General features: G+C 51.1%; 15 protein-coding genes. 8 read left to right on the top strand and 7 right to left on the bottom strand.

Annotated elements, in window-relative coordinates; translation table 11 throughout:
• Window positions 1-57 precede the first annotated feature (57 nt).
• A complete protein-coding gene (locus KNP82_RS10380) occupies window positions 58-471 on the top strand; it encodes a hypothetical protein (protein WP_131472010.1) in 414 nt (137 codons plus the stop codon).
• 14 nt (window positions 472-485) lie between these two features.
• Here the strand turns inward: KNP82_RS10380 and ahpF are convergent, their stop codons facing one another.
• Entirely contained in the window at window positions 486-2,009 is a 1,524-nt protein-coding gene (gene ahpF / locus KNP82_RS10375) for an alkyl hydroperoxide reductase subunit F (RefSeq protein WP_214827882.1), read from the bottom strand.
• Window positions 2,010-2,021: 12 nt separating this feature from the next.
• Entirely contained in the window at window positions 2,022-2,585 is a 564-nt protein-coding gene (ahpC, locus tag KNP82_RS10370; protein WP_021067918.1) for an alkyl hydroperoxide reductase subunit C, read from the bottom strand.
• A 322-nt stretch (window positions 2,586-2,907) separates the two neighbouring features.
• On the opposite strand from ahpC, the gene KNP82_RS10365 reads away from it, so the two are divergent.
• The gene (locus KNP82_RS10365; RefSeq protein WP_214827880.1) at window positions 2,908-3,594 is read left to right on the top strand and encodes a BglII/BstYI family type II restriction endonuclease; all 687 of its coding nucleotides are present in this window, start codon (window positions 2,908-2,910) and stop codon (window positions 3,592-3,594) included.
• A 13-nt stretch (window positions 3,595-3,607) separates the two neighbouring features.
• Here KNP82_RS10365 and KNP82_RS10360 read toward each other — a convergent pair whose 3' ends face one another.
• Together KNP82_RS10360 and KNP82_RS10355 are read right to left on the bottom strand one after the other, a co-directional pair.
• Complete coding sequence (locus KNP82_RS10360) at window positions 3,608-4,054, bottom strand: very short patch repair endonuclease (RefSeq protein ID WP_214827878.1); 447 nt, start codon at window positions 4,052-4,054, stop codon at window positions 3,608-3,610.
• Between the two features lie 54 nt (window positions 4,055-4,108).
• Window positions 4,109-5,479 carry a Sau3AI family type II restriction endonuclease gene (locus KNP82_RS10355; protein ID WP_214827875.1) on the bottom strand — a complete coding sequence of 457 codons (1,371 nt, stop codon included), beginning with the start codon at window positions 5,477-5,479 and terminating at the stop codon, window positions 4,109-4,111.
• A gap of 142 nt (window positions 5,480-5,621) precedes the next feature.
• On the opposite strand from KNP82_RS10355, the gene dcm reads away from it, so the two are divergent.
• The gene (gene dcm, locus KNP82_RS10350) at window positions 5,622-6,956 is read left to right on the top strand and encodes a DNA (cytosine-5-)-methyltransferase (RefSeq protein ID WP_214824166.1); all 1,335 of its coding nucleotides are present in this window, start codon (window positions 5,622-5,624) and stop codon (window positions 6,954-6,956) included.
• Window positions 6,957-7,046: 90 nt separating this feature from the next.
• Here dcm and htpG read toward each other — a convergent pair whose 3' ends face one another.
• Window positions 7,047-8,915: a molecular chaperone HtpG gene (gene htpG / locus KNP82_RS10345; RefSeq protein WP_214827860.1), complete on the bottom strand. Its 1,869-nt coding sequence runs from the start codon at window positions 8,913-8,915 to the stop codon at window positions 7,047-7,049.
• Window positions 8,916-9,194: 279 nt separating this feature from the next.
• On the opposite strand from htpG, the gene gloA2 reads away from it, so the two are divergent.
• The gene (gloA2, locus tag KNP82_RS10340) at window positions 9,195-9,575 is read left to right on the top strand and encodes an SMU1112c/YaeR family gloxylase I-like metalloprotein (RefSeq protein ID WP_214827859.1); all 381 of its coding nucleotides are present in this window, start codon (window positions 9,195-9,197) and stop codon (window positions 9,573-9,575) included.
• Window positions 9,576-9,601: 26 nt separating this feature from the next.
• Here gloA2 and KNP82_RS10335 read toward each other — a convergent pair whose 3' ends face one another.
• Window positions 9,602-10,228 (bottom strand): TetR/AcrR family transcriptional regulator, encoded by a 627-nt coding sequence (locus KNP82_RS10335; protein ID WP_214827857.1) that lies wholly within the window; start codon window positions 10,226-10,228, stop codon window positions 9,602-9,604.
• A gap of 122 nt (window positions 10,229-10,350) precedes the next feature.
• Here KNP82_RS10335 and KNP82_RS10330 point away from each other — a divergent pair, with 122 nt between their 5' ends.
• Together KNP82_RS10330 and KNP82_RS10325 are read left to right on the top strand one after the other, a co-directional pair.
• The gene (locus KNP82_RS10330) at window positions 10,351-11,100 is read left to right on the top strand and encodes an SDR family NAD(P)-dependent oxidoreductase (RefSeq protein WP_131472002.1); all 750 of its coding nucleotides are present in this window, start codon (window positions 10,351-10,353) and stop codon (window positions 11,098-11,100) included.
• Between the two features lie 223 nt (window positions 11,101-11,323).
• Window positions 11,324-13,945 (top strand): S8 family peptidase, encoded by a 2,622-nt coding sequence (locus KNP82_RS10325; RefSeq protein ID WP_214715298.1) that lies wholly within the window; start codon window positions 11,324-11,326, stop codon window positions 13,943-13,945.
• A gap of 49 nt (window positions 13,946-13,994) precedes the next feature.
• Here KNP82_RS10325 and KNP82_RS10320 read toward each other — a convergent pair whose 3' ends face one another.
• Entirely contained in the window at window positions 13,995-14,321 is a 327-nt protein-coding gene (locus KNP82_RS10320) for a hypothetical protein (RefSeq protein ID WP_214715296.1), read from the bottom strand.
• Between the two features lie 115 nt (window positions 14,322-14,436).
• Between KNP82_RS10320 and KNP82_RS10315 the strand changes: the two genes are divergently transcribed.
• Together KNP82_RS10315 and KNP82_RS10310 are read left to right on the top strand one after the other, a co-directional pair.
• The gene (locus KNP82_RS10315) at window positions 14,437-14,856 is read left to right on the top strand and encodes a hypothetical protein (RefSeq protein WP_214715294.1); all 420 of its coding nucleotides are present in this window, start codon (window positions 14,437-14,439) and stop codon (window positions 14,854-14,856) included.
• A 35-nt stretch (window positions 14,857-14,891) separates the two neighbouring features.
• Window positions 14,892-15,326 carry a hypothetical protein gene (locus tag KNP82_RS10310; protein ID WP_214715292.1) on the top strand — a complete coding sequence of 145 codons (435 nt, stop codon included), beginning with the start codon at window positions 14,892-14,894 and terminating at the stop codon, window positions 15,324-15,326.
• The last annotated feature ends 27 nt before the right edge of the window (window positions 15,327-15,353 follow it).

Raw genomic sequence — 15,353 nt, 5'->3', positions numbered from 1 at the left:
CTGAAATACAGTTGCTCATTTTCCTGTTTTTGGGATAATTGAAGTGAGGTGATGGGGATGAAGTGGTGGTGGATGTTCGGGATATTGGCCATTGGAGGAATGATGGTCGTAAATGAGGCTTGGTATGGAAACTCGGCGGCGTTTGGAACGGCGACCAGTATGATTATCGTGACGTTGATTGGCCTAAAGAGTTTAGAAAACCGATATCGGATAAGAATGGGAGTCATCTTTTCATTATTGATTGCTGGAGCAATTTACTTCGGGTTGCCGAATTATTCGGTCGCTGAGGCAGAACATAACCTGAAACAAGTACATAAGAACGTGAACTATGTGAATGATGTCGGGGTGGTGAACGAAGGCTGGAATCCGTTTCAACCAAACCGTGTCTATTTATTTGAAATCGATTCAGGGGACCGAGTCTTGTTTTTACCCGATTCAGGAGACATTATAAAAACGCGTCCTCCAATGTGAGGACGCGTTTCTGATTAGTTGCGAATCATATAATCGAAAGCACCGAGTGCGGCAGTCGCACCAGATCCCATCGAGATGATGATTTGTTTGTAGGCGCTGTTCGTGCAGTCACCTGCTGCGAACACACCTGGAACGTTCGTCGCGCCATGACGATCAACGACGATCTCACCGAAGTTGTTGCGTTCGACCGAGTCGAGCCAGTCCGTGTTCGGGACGAGGCCGATTTGGACGAAGACGCCTTCGAGTTCGACGTGATGCGTCTCGTTCGTCTCACGCGACAAGTACGAGATGCCGTTCACTTTATCCGTACCCGTGATTTCTGTCGTCTGTGCGTTCGTGACGACGGTCACGTTCGGGAGGCTGTGGAGACGGTCTTGAAGCACTTGATCGGCTTTGAGTTCGGCAGCGAACTCGAGCACCGTCACATGTTTGACGATTCCAGCGAGGTCGATGGCTGCTTCAATTCCAGAGTTACCGCCACCGATGACTGCGACGCGCTTGCCTTCGAAGAGCGGGCCGTCACAGTGCGGGCAGTAGGCCACACCTTTGTTTTTGAACTCAGCTTCACCTGGGACGTTGACGTTGCGCCAGCGTGCACCAGTCGACAGGATGACGCTCTTACTCTTCAAGACGGCACCGTTCTCAAGTTCGACTTCGACGAGGTCTTTCTTCTCGAGGCGCTTCGCGCGCTGGAGGTTCATGACGTCGATGCCGTACTCTTTCACGTGCTCTTCCAAGCTCGCGACGAGTTTCGGGCCTTCCGTGTAAGAGGTGCCGATGAAGTTCTCAATCCCCATCGTGTCCATCACTTGTCCACCGAAGCGTTCCGCGACGATGCCGGTCCGGATACCTTTACGAGCCGCGTAAACCGCTGCGCTCGCACCAGCTGGGCCGCCACCGATGACGAGGACGTCATACGGGTCTTTGTTGTCAAACGCCGAAGCGTCAGGACCAGTTCCGAGTTTCGCCAAAATCTCTTCAAGTGACATGCGTCCGTTGCCGAACGCCTCACCGTTCAAGAAGACGGTCGGGACAGCCATGATTTCTTTCGCTTCCACTTCTGCCTTGAACGCACCACCGTCGATCATCGTGTGTGAGATGTTCGGGTTGAGCACGCTCATGACGTTGAGTGCCTGGACGACGTCCGGGCAGTTATGGCAGCTGAGGCTGATATACGATTCGAAGTGGTACGTGCCTTGAATGTTTTGAATCTGTTTGATCGCATCCGCGTCCACTTTCGGCGCCCGGCCGCTCACTTGGAGCAACGCGAGGACGAGTGACGTGAACTCGTGACCGAGTGGGATTCCTGCGAAGACGATTCCTGTCTCATCAGACGGACGGCTCACGCTGAAGCTCGGTGTGCGTTCGAGCGTGACGTTCTCGACCGAGATGCGTGACGACATGCTCGCGAGTTCGTTCACGAGGTCAAGCATCTCTTTAGAGACCGCGTCGTCTCCAGCGCTGACACGGAGGACGACATCGCCCTCCATGAGCTGGAGATATTGGTCCAACTGTTGTTTAATATCTGCTTCTAACATGAAATCCGCTCCTTACAACTTGCCGACGAGGTCGAGGCTCGGGCGAAGTGTCGCAGAACCTTCTTCCCATTTCGCCGGGCAAACTTCGCCTGGGTTGTTGCGGACGTATTGTGCCGCTTTGACTTTGTTGACGAGCGTGCTCGCGTCACGGCCGATGCCGCCTGCGTTGATTTCAACTGTTTGGATGACGCCGTCTGGGTCGATGATGAACGTACCGCGGTCAGCAAGGCCATCTTCTTCGTTCAAGACGTCGAAGTTACGTGAGATTGTGTGTGAGGGGTCACCAATCATGATGTACTCGATTTTACCGATTTTCTCAGACGTTTCGTGCCATGCTTTGTGCGTGAAGTGTGTGTCAGTCGATACTGAGTAGACTTCGACGCCGAGGTTTTTAAGTGTCGCGTATTCGTTTTGAAGGTCTTCAAGTTCAGTCGGGCAGACGAATGTGAAGTCAGCTGGGTAGAAGCAAACGACGCTCCATTGACCTTTGAAGTCGTTGTCCGATACTTCGAGGAATTCACCTGTTTGGAATGCTTGTGCTTTGAAAGGTAAGATTTCTTTGCCGATTAATGACATGGGATATGTCCTCCTTGTTTTTTTACTCTAGTGGACTTTCTTCTCTACTAGAATAATTATAATGTAATACTAACTTCATATAACCCGCCAAAAATGTCAAGGCGTTTGCATGTCTGGTAAAATGTTGATATATCAACGTTAAATGGATAAATCGCTTGATGAAAGGAAAGAAAACGATTACAAAATAAATGTGCTTTTGTTTTCAATCCTGTATCCTGATAAAGTGATTAGGAGTAGCGAGAGTTTGAATCGAGTGAAGGAAAGTAGATTATTCTCGTCACGAAGTACATCATTATCAATTACATATAAAAGGGTGAGACAGTTGGACTATCGAATTCATTCACACCGCTTCGGGGAGACAATACTTAAAAATGATGAGGAGTTCACAGAGATTTGGAGAGAAATTCATGACATCATATATTCCATAAGTGATGATGACATCATTCAAAAATTCGAAGAGAAGTATGCGGACAAGAATAAAAGTCTGTCCTCAACCTTGAATGATTTATTCAAATCAGAGTTTTCGAAGAGAGGATGGGCCAGCGAAAGTCCAATCTTCCAAGACCGTGACTATTCAGAGAATGTGTGGCGTCTCGATTTTGCCAAAGAGAATATCTCGCTGGAAGTAGGTTTCAACCATTCGGGAACGATTGCATGGAATCTGTTGAAACCGGTCATTGCGAGCGAGTTGAATCATGTCGAGAAGGCAATTCAAACACGAATTGGTGTGATTATTTGTGCAACCCAAAGACTTCAGCGTGCCGGAAATTTCGACAACGCCATCGGTACATATGAGAAATATGTCCACCATTTGAAACCGTTGAACACTCAGTTGACCGTACCAATCGTCATCATCGGGCTTGAAGCACCCGACACGTTCAGGATTGTCGAGCATTTTAATGAAAAGGGCAAAAAAAGAGGCCGTGTAGAAGGATTCTACACGAACCAGATTGTCGATGATGCAACAGAAACTTATGATGAGCCATTGTTTGATGAGGACTTAGATTGACATGTAATTTCTATTATCCACTTCGTATATGTCGATTGGTTTTGGCCATGTCTACGAAATGGGTGATGGTATAAATCACATGATCAAAGTCTTCATTGACCTGATGCTCCCAGAACCGGAGGATGACCCATCCTTCTTCGACGTAGTGTCTTGTAACGTCAGCATCCCGTTCGATGTTGCGACCGATTTTCTGACGCCAGAACTCGGCGTTCGTCTTCGGAAGTTTGAAGTGAAGGGGGCAGCCGTGCCAGTAGCAGGAGTCCAAAAAGACGGCAACACGGAGTCCGGGAAACGAGATGTCCGGTGTCCCATACAACTTCCGATTGTTCTTCCGATATCGATATCCGGCAGCCCATAGTGCTTTCCGGACCTTCACTTCCATCTTCGTGTCCTTACCGCGATTGCCGCTCATCGTCTTGAAGACGGCTGGACTCGATGCTTTTGGTACATTTCTGGCCATACCTTCACCTCCCTCTAATAGGAAGATTCCACGTGAGGGAGATAAGTACTCATTTTACGCGTCTAGAATCTGCTGGATGTAGCTTCTGTCCAACCAAAACGATTGTTTTGTGATCCACTGACCGTCTGGGAGTTTCACTTTGTCCTGACCGTCGGCTCCTTTTGAGCGCACATGGGCGACCTGATTGAACTTCGGGCCGGGAAGGTTGTTTTTCACTCGTTTCCCCGAAGGTGTCAGTTTTACTCCAGTATGGACAATGTGTTTAGCCTCGAGCCACATCGACTTCAACTCGCCATCGACCGTTTCAAGCGGCATGTTCCATAGACGTATCCCTTCGAAACGAGGGATACGTTTTTGTTTGGGCACGTACTCTTCGTCATATCGGAAGACGAGGAATAGGTATTTCTGTTCGGCGAACGTGTCATACAAGTCGGATTCTTCCCATTCGTCTCGAGACAAGTCGTCGAAATCGACTTTTCCGAACGACATGTGCTCCCGGATCTTGCCGTCAGGCTCTCGCGCAATCGTCTTGAACTTGATGTTCGCTTTCGCGAACTCTTCGATGCTCGACAAATCAGTCTTCCTGACTCCTAAAAGTTTTGCCATGACTCGTGGAATCATCGCCTTATTGCCCGGGTTATATGGGATGCTTGTCTCTTCGCATAGTTCGAGTACCGTCTTCCCGTAATGAGGCGCGAGTTTTGCCTCGAGGAGTTCTTCAATCGACATTTCTTTCAATTCACCGTGATTGGCGATTGACTCCATCAACTCTGGGGTTAAGTACTGACGGACGAGTCCCGACATATAAGAAGCTTTGAGTGAGAAGGCCCGAGGTTTTGCTGGTTGCTCTGAGAACGGTTGGCTACGGACGACCGAGCCGTTCGCCCCTTTCGTGCAGGCTGACAAGTACATCGTATCGGCCTCGGAGATCAAATGGGCCTCGCCACGTTTGATTTTTGCGACGATTGTCTCCCAGTCTTGCCGCATCACGTCCAAATCCTCTTCTGAGAACTCATTCAAGAACGCTTTATAGATACGGTAGTCGTCGATAGGGATGTTTGGCTCATATTGATAAAGCATGATCAGCATGCTCGTGGCTTTTGACAAGAAGCTCGACGTCTCGAACGAATACTCGTGCTCGTTATGATAATCAATCATGTTCAAAACGAGCCGCTCCTTCGATGAATATGTACCATTTTTGTTTTTCTTGAAAGGGGTGACCTTCAATTCGATGCCGAGTTCTTCAAAATCAGGCCGTGCGTCCGAGTTAATTGGGTAGCCGAAATGGCTCTCCTCGATGATGTGTCCAAGGGAACCTTTCGAGCGGACATTCTTGATGCGCCCGGTCGCGTCGATTTCTCCGAACGTCTTTCCTTCGGCCTCTCTTGCCTTGTCCATCAATTCTTGAATCGTTTCATACCGCAAAATAACTCCTCCTACAGTTTACATATATAACCATTATAGCGTACCGCTTGATCGAATTCATCGTTCGTGATACACTATTTCCATTGAGTCGAAATTAAAAATAGAGTAAATTTAAGATAGAAAATACGAAAGGGTGTTCCCATTGATTAAAGTAGTTGAGTTATTTGCTGGTGTAGGAGGTTTCCGCATCGCGCTTGAAGGAATTAAAGACGTGAATGCCGAGCCTACATCGGACAAATTCGATGTAGTTTGGGGCAATCAATGGGAACCGGCGACGAAGAGTCAACCGGCCTTCGATTGCTACGCCGAACGGTTCAAGGACCGAGGTATACATTCGAACGAAGACATTGCCCTCTCGTGGATGGAGGCGGGCCCGCACCACTTGTTGGTCGGTGGTTTCCCGTGCCAGGACTATAGCGTGTCACGCAGCCTCAAGAATGAGCAAGGCATTCAAGGGAAGAAGGGCGTCTTGTTCTGGGAAATCATGAATATCATTGAGCAGGAGAAACCGCCTTACGTATTGCTTGAGAACGTTGATCGACTCATGAAGTCGCCTGCCAAGCAACGGGGACGTGACTTCAGTGTCATGTTACGTGCGTTCGCCGACCAAGGCTATACGGTCGAATGGCGTGTCATCAATGCGGCTGACTATGGGTTCGCGCAACGCCGTCGTCGCATCTTCATCTTCGCGACCCGGACGGATCTTAACCATTCAGCGCGTGCCAAGCAGGCGGATCCAGAAGAATGGCTGCTCGAGTCAGGATTCTTCGCACCTGCATTCCCGGTCCATGAGCTAACAAGTGAGAAACATCCGGGCTCGCAGTTCGAACTTCCGAAAGATATCGTCGAAATCTCTGACACGTTCTCGGCAACGTACCGCAATGCGGGCATCATGTCGGGCGACCGGGTGACGACGATTGAAACATTACCGAAACGCGAAGTGCCGAAGACGCTCGGTGAAGTGGTCCAAGAAGTCTATGAGCAGTTCGGTCCTACACCCGAACAGTATTATTTGGACACCGAGACGATTAAAAAGTCGGGTCGGAACGAGCAGGAAGAGTTGGCTTACTTGAAAGGGCCGAAGAAAATCGAACGGACCTCGGCAAGTGGTCACGTGTATGTGTACGCAGAGGGCGGTATGTCGTATCCGGACTCGCTTGACCTTCCTGGCCGTACGATGTTGACGAGCGAAGGCACGTGCAACCGCTCGAGCCATGTCATCGAAGATCCACAGACGAAACGACTCCGTTACCTTCGTCCCGAAGAGTGCGAAGGTCTAAACGGATTCCCTTACGGATGGACGAATACAATGACGGACCGCAAACGTTACTTCACGATGGGGAACGCCCTTGTCGTCGGATTGATTGAGCGGATGAGCCATCGAATCGCAGAGGTCCACGAGCAAGAGGATAATCAGAACATCTTGCAGGAAGCGATTCAAATGCAGTTGTTAGGTACGTACAATAACTTCAAATAAAAAACTCTAGTCGCGACAGGGAAATCGTGACTAGAGTTTTTATTATCAACTTCAAAGTTAAAAAGACAGAGGTCGCCCTCTGCCTTTCACTTATTCTGACATCAACGCACACACCGCATTCGAATAGGCGACCGGATCTTCAATCGGTAGCCCTTCGATGAGGAGCGCTTGCTGATAGAGCAAGTCCGTATACTGTTTCGCTTTCGCTTCGTCTTCCTTATAGACGCGCTGTAATGTCCGGAAGATGGCGTGGTCCGCGTTCACTTCGAGCACTTTCTCGGCTTTCATGCCGCCGCCGTTCGGCATCGCGTTCAAAATCTTCTCCATCTCGATTGAGACGTCGCCGGCGACCGTCAAGCAGACCGGATGTGACTTGAGACGTGTAGATGCGCGCACTTCTTTGACGCGGTCGCCCAGTTCTTGTTTCATGAAGGCGAACAAGTCCTTGTTGTCCTCATTGAGCGAATCGGCCGCCTCGTCATCAAGCCCGAGGTCACCGCTCGCGATTGACTTAAACTCTTTGTCGTCATACGACTGGAGCATTTTGATGGCGAACTCGTCGATTTCTTCAGTGAAGTAGAGAATCTCGAACCCTTCTTCTTTCAAGCGTTCCGCCTGAGGGAGAAGGTCGATGCGGTGAATCGATTCGCCAGTCGCGTAATAGATGTACTTCTGGTCATCTTTCATGCGCTCGACGTACTCTTTGAGCGTGACGAGTTTCTTCTCGTTCGACGAGTGGAACAAGAGCAAGTCTTTCAACTCGTCCTTGGCAGCGCCGAATTGGTCGTAGACGCCGAACTTGAGCTGGCGACCGAACGATTCATAAAATTTCTCGTAGTCCTCGCGCTCGTTTTGGAGCATCTTCTCGAGCATGCCTTTGATTTTCGACTTCACGTTTTTGGCGATGACGCGAAGTTGGCGGTCCTGCTGCAGCATCTCCCGGGAAATGTTGAGCGAAAGGTCTTCCGAGTCGACCATCCCTTTGACGAAACCGAAATAGTCCGGAAGCAGGTCAGGCGACTTCTCCATAATCAAGACGCCGTTCGAATACAGCTCGAGCCCTTTCTCGAACTCTTTCGTGTAATAGTCGAGCGGGACCGTCGATGGGATGTAGAGAATCGACTGATACCGGATGGAGCCGTCGACGTTCAAGTGAAGGTGTTGGAGCGGCTCGTCGAAGCCGTAGCGCTTCTCGTGATAGAACGCCTTGTAGTCCTCGTCCGAGAGCTCGCTCTTCCGTTTGCGCCAAATCGGAACCATGCTGTTGACTGTCTCTTCTTCGATATAGTCCTCGTACTCTTCTGAATCGTCTTTTTGACGGTGCTTCGTCACGTCGAGCTTAATCGGGTAGCGGATGAAGTCCGAATGCTTCTTGATGAGCGAACGGATCTCGTACTCTTGGAGGAATGATGAGTATGTCTCGTCGTCCGTGTCAGCTTTCACGTGCAACGTGATCTCAGTCCCGATGTCGGTCTTATCCGTCGGCTCGATCGTGTAACCGTCTGTGCCTTCCGACTCCCACAAGTAGCCTTGTTCACTGTCGACCGAGCGGGTGCGGACCGTCACACGGTCTGCCACCATGAACGCCGAGTAGAAGCCGACACCGAATTGGCCGATGAGGCTGTGGTCTTCTTCCATCTTCGTCGCCTGCTTCATCGCGAGCGAGCCGCTCTTGGCGATGATCCCGAGGTTCGATTCGAGCTCATCGGCCGTCATCCCGATTCCGGTGTCACGGATGGTGATTGTGCGGGCGTCTTTGTCGAGCTCGACTTTAATGAAGTAGTCGTCCTTGTTGAAGTCGATTGCCTCATCCGACAGGGCCCGGTAATACATTTTGTCGATGGCGTCACTCGCGTTCGAGATGAGCTCACGGAGGAAGATGTCCTTATGCGTATAGATTGAGTGGACCATCAACTCTAAAATTCGTTTCGATTCGGCTTGAAACTGTTTCTTTGTCATGATCGTTCTCCTTTTTATTTGTTCGATTTTGGCACTCTGATGATAAGAGTGCTAACACTATTGATTATCCTAATTTTTAGGAAGATGTCAACCCGATTCAAACAAAACGTTGACGCGGGGCTCAGATTCACCTATAGTTGAGTACATGCGATGAGCTGGTCTATGTAAGACGGCGGACATTCCTTCGGGAGCACGTTGTGGAGCGTGGTTCGACGCGGTAGACTTTTCGAGAGCACCTCTAGTGAGAGGTGCTCATTTTTTTGTATATGGGGGATTATGATGCAACTACATACCATCCATCACGTGGCGATTATCGCCTCAAATTATGACGAGGCGAAACGGTTCTACATCGATATCCTCGGTTTCGACGTCATCCGCGAGCATCATCGTCCGGACAAAGGCGATCACAAGATCGACCTGCGGCTCGGCGCGTACGAGCTCGAGCTGTTCATCAAACCGGACAGTCCGAAACGGCCGAGCTTCCCGGAGGCGTGTGGACTCCGTCATCTCGCCTTTAAAGTCGACGACATCGAGTCGGTCGTCGCCGAACTAAATACGTACGGTGTCACGACGGAACCGATTCGGTTTGACACGTTCACGGGCGAGAAGATGACGTTCTTCTTTGACCCAGACGGTCTGCCGCTCGAACTGCACGAATAAAGCCCCTTCACACGAAGGGGCTTTCGTTATGGGCGCACGTAAGACAAGAGCATCTCTTGCAACACCCGCTGTTGGATGAGGGGCTCGATGTCGTCCTCTAAATAACTGATGTGAGACTTCAAAATGATATTGTTACCGAACGTACCGAACGCGTTGATGATGGTGACGACGGTTGCTTTCACGTCGAGATTGCTCCGGAGCGAACCGTCCGTCTTCCCGTCCGCGATGAGCGGTTCGAGCGTCTCCATGATTTCGCGCTGCAATTCGATATAGTCGTCAATCCCGGGAAGGGGACTTGCGACGGACGAGGCATAACTCTCGAACGCCTCACGGAAACGAGAGTGGCTTGTACGCTTCACTTGTTGATCGAGTAAATAGTCGAGAATCGCTTCGAGTCGCGAGTAGGCATTTCCAGGCCGGCTCGTCAGTTGTTTGAACGCGTCGAGCGTCGGTGCCAAATTGCGCACGGCCGCGGCAACGATCAATTGGTCTTTTTTCGGAAAGTAACGGAACAACGTCGCGACCCCGAGCTCGGACGCGTCAGCGATATCCTGCATTTGCACCCGTTCAAATCCGTCTTGTAAAAAGAGCACCTCGGCTTGCTTGATGATGCGATTCATTCGTTCTTCTTTATTTTGTTGTCGTTTACTCATGAAATCACCTCTTTGTATCTCGTTATTATACCGTGTCGAAGCAGTTTCGTTGAGAATCGAATGTGCATCGACTACTATAATGATAGTTAGACTATCATATTTAAAGAAATGGAGTTGGGATTATGCGGTTAACGGGGAAAGTAGCGGTCATTACGGGGGCAGGCAGTGGTATGGGAGAAGAGACGGCCAAGTTGTTCGCACGAGAAGGGGCGACCGTCGTCGCGACAGACATCAATCTTGAAGCGGTGACGCGCGTCGTGGAAACGATCCGTTCAAACGGAGGAGAAGCGATCGCGCTTCAACACGACGTCACGTCACGCAACGATTGGGAAAACATTTATAACGAAGTCCAGTCCGTGTGCGGCAAGCTCGATGTGCTCGTCAACAATGCGGGCATCGCGCTCGCAAAACCGTTCTTGGATCAGACGGAGGAAGACTGGGCGCGCACGTATCGAATCAATATCGATGGCGTCATGCTCGGAACGCAATATGCGATTCCACTCATGGAGCAAAACGGCGGCGGGTCAATCGTCAACATCTCGTCCATCTCAGCGCTCACAGGTATGGCCGGTGCCGGTGCCTATACGGCCTCGAAAGGAGCCGTCCGGTCGCTCACGAAAGCGGCGGCCGTCGATTACGGCAAGCACAACATTCGCGTCAACTCGGTCCATCCGGGCTATATCGTGACACCGATGAGTGCGCCGCATATGGAGCACCCGGACTATAAACAACATTTCTTGAATCAAATCGCTTTGCCGAATCTCGGTCGGGCTGAAGAAGTGGCGACGGCCGTCCTCTTCCTCGCGTCGGATGAAGCAAATCACATCACGGGAATCGAACTTCCGGTCGATGGGGGCGTCACAGCAAAATAAGCTATACCACTCGTTCAGGTCGGAGGAATTTTCCTCTGACCTTTTTTTAAATTATTTTTCGAAAAAACCATATTAGAGATAGACAAATCGAGAGTTTCCTAAAATAATGAAATTAAGTGATTTTTTGTAGTTAATTGTTGGAACCTTCAAGCTATTATCACGTATACATGAATTGACGGATCCGTCGGTTGAAGCTTTGGACATATAGAAATGAGGAGAACAGATGAAAGCAACATGGAAACAGGTTTTATCATTCGTCACGGTGCTCATGCTCGTATTGGCATTGATTCCACCACAAGCGAGTGCGGACGCTGGAGCGGGGATGCAAGAGGCGAAGACGCTCAGCCCAGGGGTAGAAGTCACGTTCGAAACCGGGACAGACGCCACGAATACATACTGGTTCAAAATGGAACGGGGGACTCCATCAGCGATGACGCATATGGAAGTTCAGTTCGATTCGACGAAACTCGCGAACATCTCGGTCTATCCAAGCGCCGATTTGGCCGCAAAAGATGAAACGTTCGAGCAGTATCGTTCGAGCGCGACACAAGAAGAGGGACAGCAAACGGCGACGATTCGTTTCCCGTATGCATGGGAAGGCCCGTACTACATCAAAGTGGAGTATCTCCCGATGATGGAAGAAGAAACGGTGTCGCCTTCAGACATCAAACTCGTCTACAACCCGGTCAAATTGCCGGTCAAGTATGAAAACATTGAGACGGAGGCGGGCATGTGTGCCGTCGAATCGATTTTAAATCCGGCACCAGAGCGCGACTCGATGTTGAAACTCATCCGTCGCATTCAGACGGAAGTGTTGGCACAATCGGAGTCAGGCAACGATTTGGCCGCCTTGTACTATCGGACGTCGCCATACCTCATCAAAGCGATGGTGAAAGACGGCGCGAAACGCCAACAAGCGTACAACGATTTGAAGGCATTACAGCCACTCATGAACGCGCTCGTCGACCGGAAATCATACACGCTCACGCAAGCGGATGAAGCGGCCATCGAACGGTTACAGACGCTCGTGACGTCAAGCGTGCCGACAGCATTGCAAGCAGAAGTCGACAAGGTAGCAGCTAAGCTTGGAACGGGTACGCTTGCCGGAACACCGCTCCAAGATGTAATGGGTAAATTCGGGGTATCGATTGAAGTCGATGACGCGCCGCGTTATATCGTCAAATACAAGTCGTCACCGAGCAAGTCGCTCGGCAAGATGAACGCATTGTCGAACGTCTCAGCGGAGAAAGTCGATCTCGGTCGCCCGGGTGACCACTTCGCGGTCGTCGACATCGAAGCGGCGAACACGAAAACGCAAGCGACGGCCAAGTCGACGCTCGAGCGTGACGCGAACGTCGAATTCATCGAGCCGGTCCAGACGTATCAAGCGTTCATGGCCGACACGAGTTACGACTATCAATGGTCACTCAATTCAAAATCGGTATTGGCGCCGTTCCAAGATGCTGGAATCGGCATTGACGCTTACGAGGCACTCAACTTGCCGGCACGATCGGTCAAAGTGGCCGTGCTTGATACGGGTGTCGATTATCGCCTCCTTGACTTCAAAGGACGCGTCGATATTGCCAACGAGAAGAACTTTGTCGACCCGAACGGGGAAGGCAGTGCCATCGATGACCACGGCCACGGGACACATGTCGCCGGCGTCATCGGTGCGATTCAAAACAACGGGACATCGATGCGCGGTATGATGCCGGCCGTTTCGATTCTCCCGGTCAAAGTGCTCGATGCGAGCGGTTCTGGAGACACAGAACAAATCGCGCTCGGCATCAAGTATGCTGTCGATGCGGGAGCAAAAGTCATCAACATGAGCCTAGGCGGAAGCGAGAGCCGGACAATCGGTTACATGTTGAAGTACGCGTATGACCGCGGTGTTGTCGTCGTGGCGGCAACCGGGAACGATGGCGATTCAAGTGTGTCATACCCAGCTTCATCGAAATACACGATCTCGGTCGGTGCGACGAACACGTTCGGCATCGTCTCGGATTACTCGAACCACGGATACGGCGTCGACGTCGTGGCACCGGGAACGAAAGTCGCGAGCCTCGTGCCAAACGGTAACGTCGTCTATATGGACGGAACGAGCATGGCGACACCGCACGTCTCGGCCGTCGTTGGTTTGTTGTTATCGACACGTCCGACACTCAAAGTGGAAGAAGTACGTCAATTGCTCCATCGTACAGCGCAACCGGTCGCGTTCTCAGGTGGCGACGCGACTGGCGGAATGAGCTACGAAGATGGACTCAGCTATTTCATGGATGAGTCTGAAGAAGAGCTTCCGTTCAACTACGATTACATCAGCGGATACGGCAAAGTGAACGTGCATTATGCGGCTTCGATGCTACGTCTCTACGCCAAGCCAGGGATCGTCCGTGACAATTCGACTGTGTTTTCCGCGAGTGTGCAGAGCGGGACGAACGTGACGGTCTATAACGGCGAGAAACGTCTTGCGACAGGAACATCGAAACAGGCTCGTGTCGCCTTGAACGTCGGGGCACAAAAAGCAGGCACGACACTCCGTGTCGTCTATCGCAACGGCAAGCTCGTTTCGAGCGAACGTCTCCTTGTCACGAAAGGAGCTCGTCCGAAACAGCCGGTCGTCACGACGCCGCGTGCGAACGCGAAGCAAGTGACGGGTCGCGCCGATGCTGGAATGACGGTCATCGTGCGTGATGCGAAGCGCCGCGTCATCGGGAAAGGGACGACTGGACTCACAGGATCGTTCGTCACGAAGACACGCACGCTCAAAAAAGGAGAGCGTCTCTCGGTTCATATTGAAGATGCGAAAGGCCGCGCCAGCCAGATGAAGCAAGTCATCGTCAAATAAGTGCGCAAGCAACAAGGAGTTCGCCGCGGCGAACTCCTTGTTTTGTTTTCTACTCGAGGATGCCGAGGAGCTCCATGACCAATAAAACGAATAGTCCGGAACCGAGCGCGGCAGCGAAGAAGACGAGCACGGCGTACTCTTTTTGTTTCAAGATGGCCCACCATCCGGTCACGAACGCTCCGAGCCCGAGGACGGAGAACGTGGTCATATAGCTGAGCCGGAGCATGTTCGCGGCGTTGTCGCTCCAAAGCGCCGAGTGGAAGGTCGTATCGAAGTTATCGAGCAGGAGGAACGGCACGTACATGGCTAGGAACAAGCCGATGAGGATGATCGACCACTTGCCGACCGAGGTACGAGGGAACAAGGCGCCATTCATGACGATTCACCTCTTTTCGTTGCGAAATCATCTGCATAGAACTATTCCCGTTTTGACGAAAAGTTGGCGGATTTCGTGGAAACGACATGATATAGTCGAAATGAGAGAGCGAGGGATGGGAACAGTGGAACAGTTCAACATGAAACGGATGTGGGAAGACGGTTTGGAAATGGAAGTCGTATTGACCCTGAAAGGGAAATGGTGCGAGGTCACGGTGGACGAGTATGTACCCGCATCCGACATCGACACGCTGATCTCCACCTTATCCGCGTTCAATGCACGAAATGGGAAGTCGCCCCAGACGTGGACACTCGATGTCCCGCTCGTTCATGTCTCCTTGACGTTCGAACTGGCGAATGGGCGAGGGACCGTTCGAGTCAACGCCGTGGTCGAGCAAATGAAAGGCGATGGCGGGGACATGCAGGTGACGTTCTCGTTTGAGACGACGATGGGGCAGATGGATGATTTGCAGCGACAACTGTCTGTTTTCTTGGCGCGCGAAACCGACCTGGTCGAATCGCTTCGTCCGGAATAAGTGGCTAGGTCAAAACGAGAAAGCGGGTATAGAAAATGAAAACTCAATTCGAGATGGAACGGATTTGGATGGACGAGACGGAGCTGTTCTATCAGATTAGGCTTCAGCTCCATGCATCTGTCTGTTCGAGCAATCAAGATGTATATATGCAGGATGAGACACTGCAAGAACTGATTGACTCGATTGCTGGATTCAACAACACCTGGGGCAAGGAACCCGTGATTTGGCAGTTGTTGGACCCTGATGCGGATGACCATAAAATCAGCCTCACGTTCACGATGATTGATCGGACAGGCACGATTCAAGTCGACGTCTTCATCCATGACGAGTGGCAACACGATCCGTTCGACCACTTCCATGCGACCTTCAAGTTCAAGACGACGATGGGGCAACTCGATGACTTATGCGCCCAACTCAAATGCTTTATCCGACGAGAGACCGACCATGTCGCATCGCTCTATGAACGATGACAAGCCCAGACAAAAGCGTCTGGGCTT

It is taken from the genome of Exiguobacterium sp. s26 (assembly GCF_018618235.1).
GTDB lineage: Bacteria > Bacillota > Bacilli > Exiguobacteriales > Exiguobacteriaceae > Exiguobacterium > Exiguobacterium chiriqhucha.
The sequence above is the reverse complement of the archived record's forward strand: the minus strand, read 5'-3'. Positions and strand labels throughout refer to the sequence as shown.

Coding starts and splice junctions, on each gene's coding strand:
- htpG (WP_214827860.1), bottom strand. CDS start 8,915: ATGACAAAGAAACAGTTTCAAGCCGAATCGAAACGAATTTTAGAGTTG.
- ahpF (WP_214827882.1), bottom strand. CDS start 2,009: ATGTTAGAAGCAGATATTAAACAACAGTTGGACCAATATCTCCAGCTC.
- KNP82_RS10380 (WP_131472010.1), top strand. CDS start 58: ATGAAGTGGTGGTGGATGTTCGGGATATTGGCCATTGGAGGAATGATG.
- KNP82_RS10325 (WP_214715298.1), top strand. CDS start 11,324: ATGAAAGCAACATGGAAACAGGTTTTATCATTCGTCACGGTGCTCATG.
- KNP82_RS10310 (WP_214715292.1), top strand. CDS start 14,892: ATGAAAACTCAATTCGAGATGGAACGGATTTGGATGGACGAGACGGAG.
- ahpC (WP_021067918.1), bottom strand. CDS start 2,585: ATGTCATTAATCGGCAAAGAAATCTTACCTTTCAAAGCACAAGCATTC.
- gloA2 (WP_214827859.1), top strand. CDS start 9,195: ATGCAACTACATACCATCCATCACGTGGCGATTATCGCCTCAAATTAT.
- KNP82_RS10320 (WP_214715296.1), bottom strand. CDS start 14,321: ATGAATGGCGCCTTGTTCCCTCGTACCTCGGTCGGCAAGTGGTCGATC.
- KNP82_RS10330 (WP_131472002.1), top strand. CDS start 10,351: ATGCGGTTAACGGGGAAAGTAGCGGTCATTACGGGGGCAGGCAGTGGT.
- KNP82_RS10315 (WP_214715294.1), top strand. CDS start 14,437: ATGGGAACAGTGGAACAGTTCAACATGAAACGGATGTGGGAAGACGGT.
- KNP82_RS10335 (WP_214827857.1), bottom strand. CDS start 10,228: ATGAGTAAACGACAACAAAATAAAGAAGAACGAATGAATCGCATCATC.
- KNP82_RS10360 (WP_214827878.1), bottom strand. CDS start 4,054: ATGGCCAGAAATGTACCAAAAGCATCGAGTCCAGCCGTCTTCAAGACG.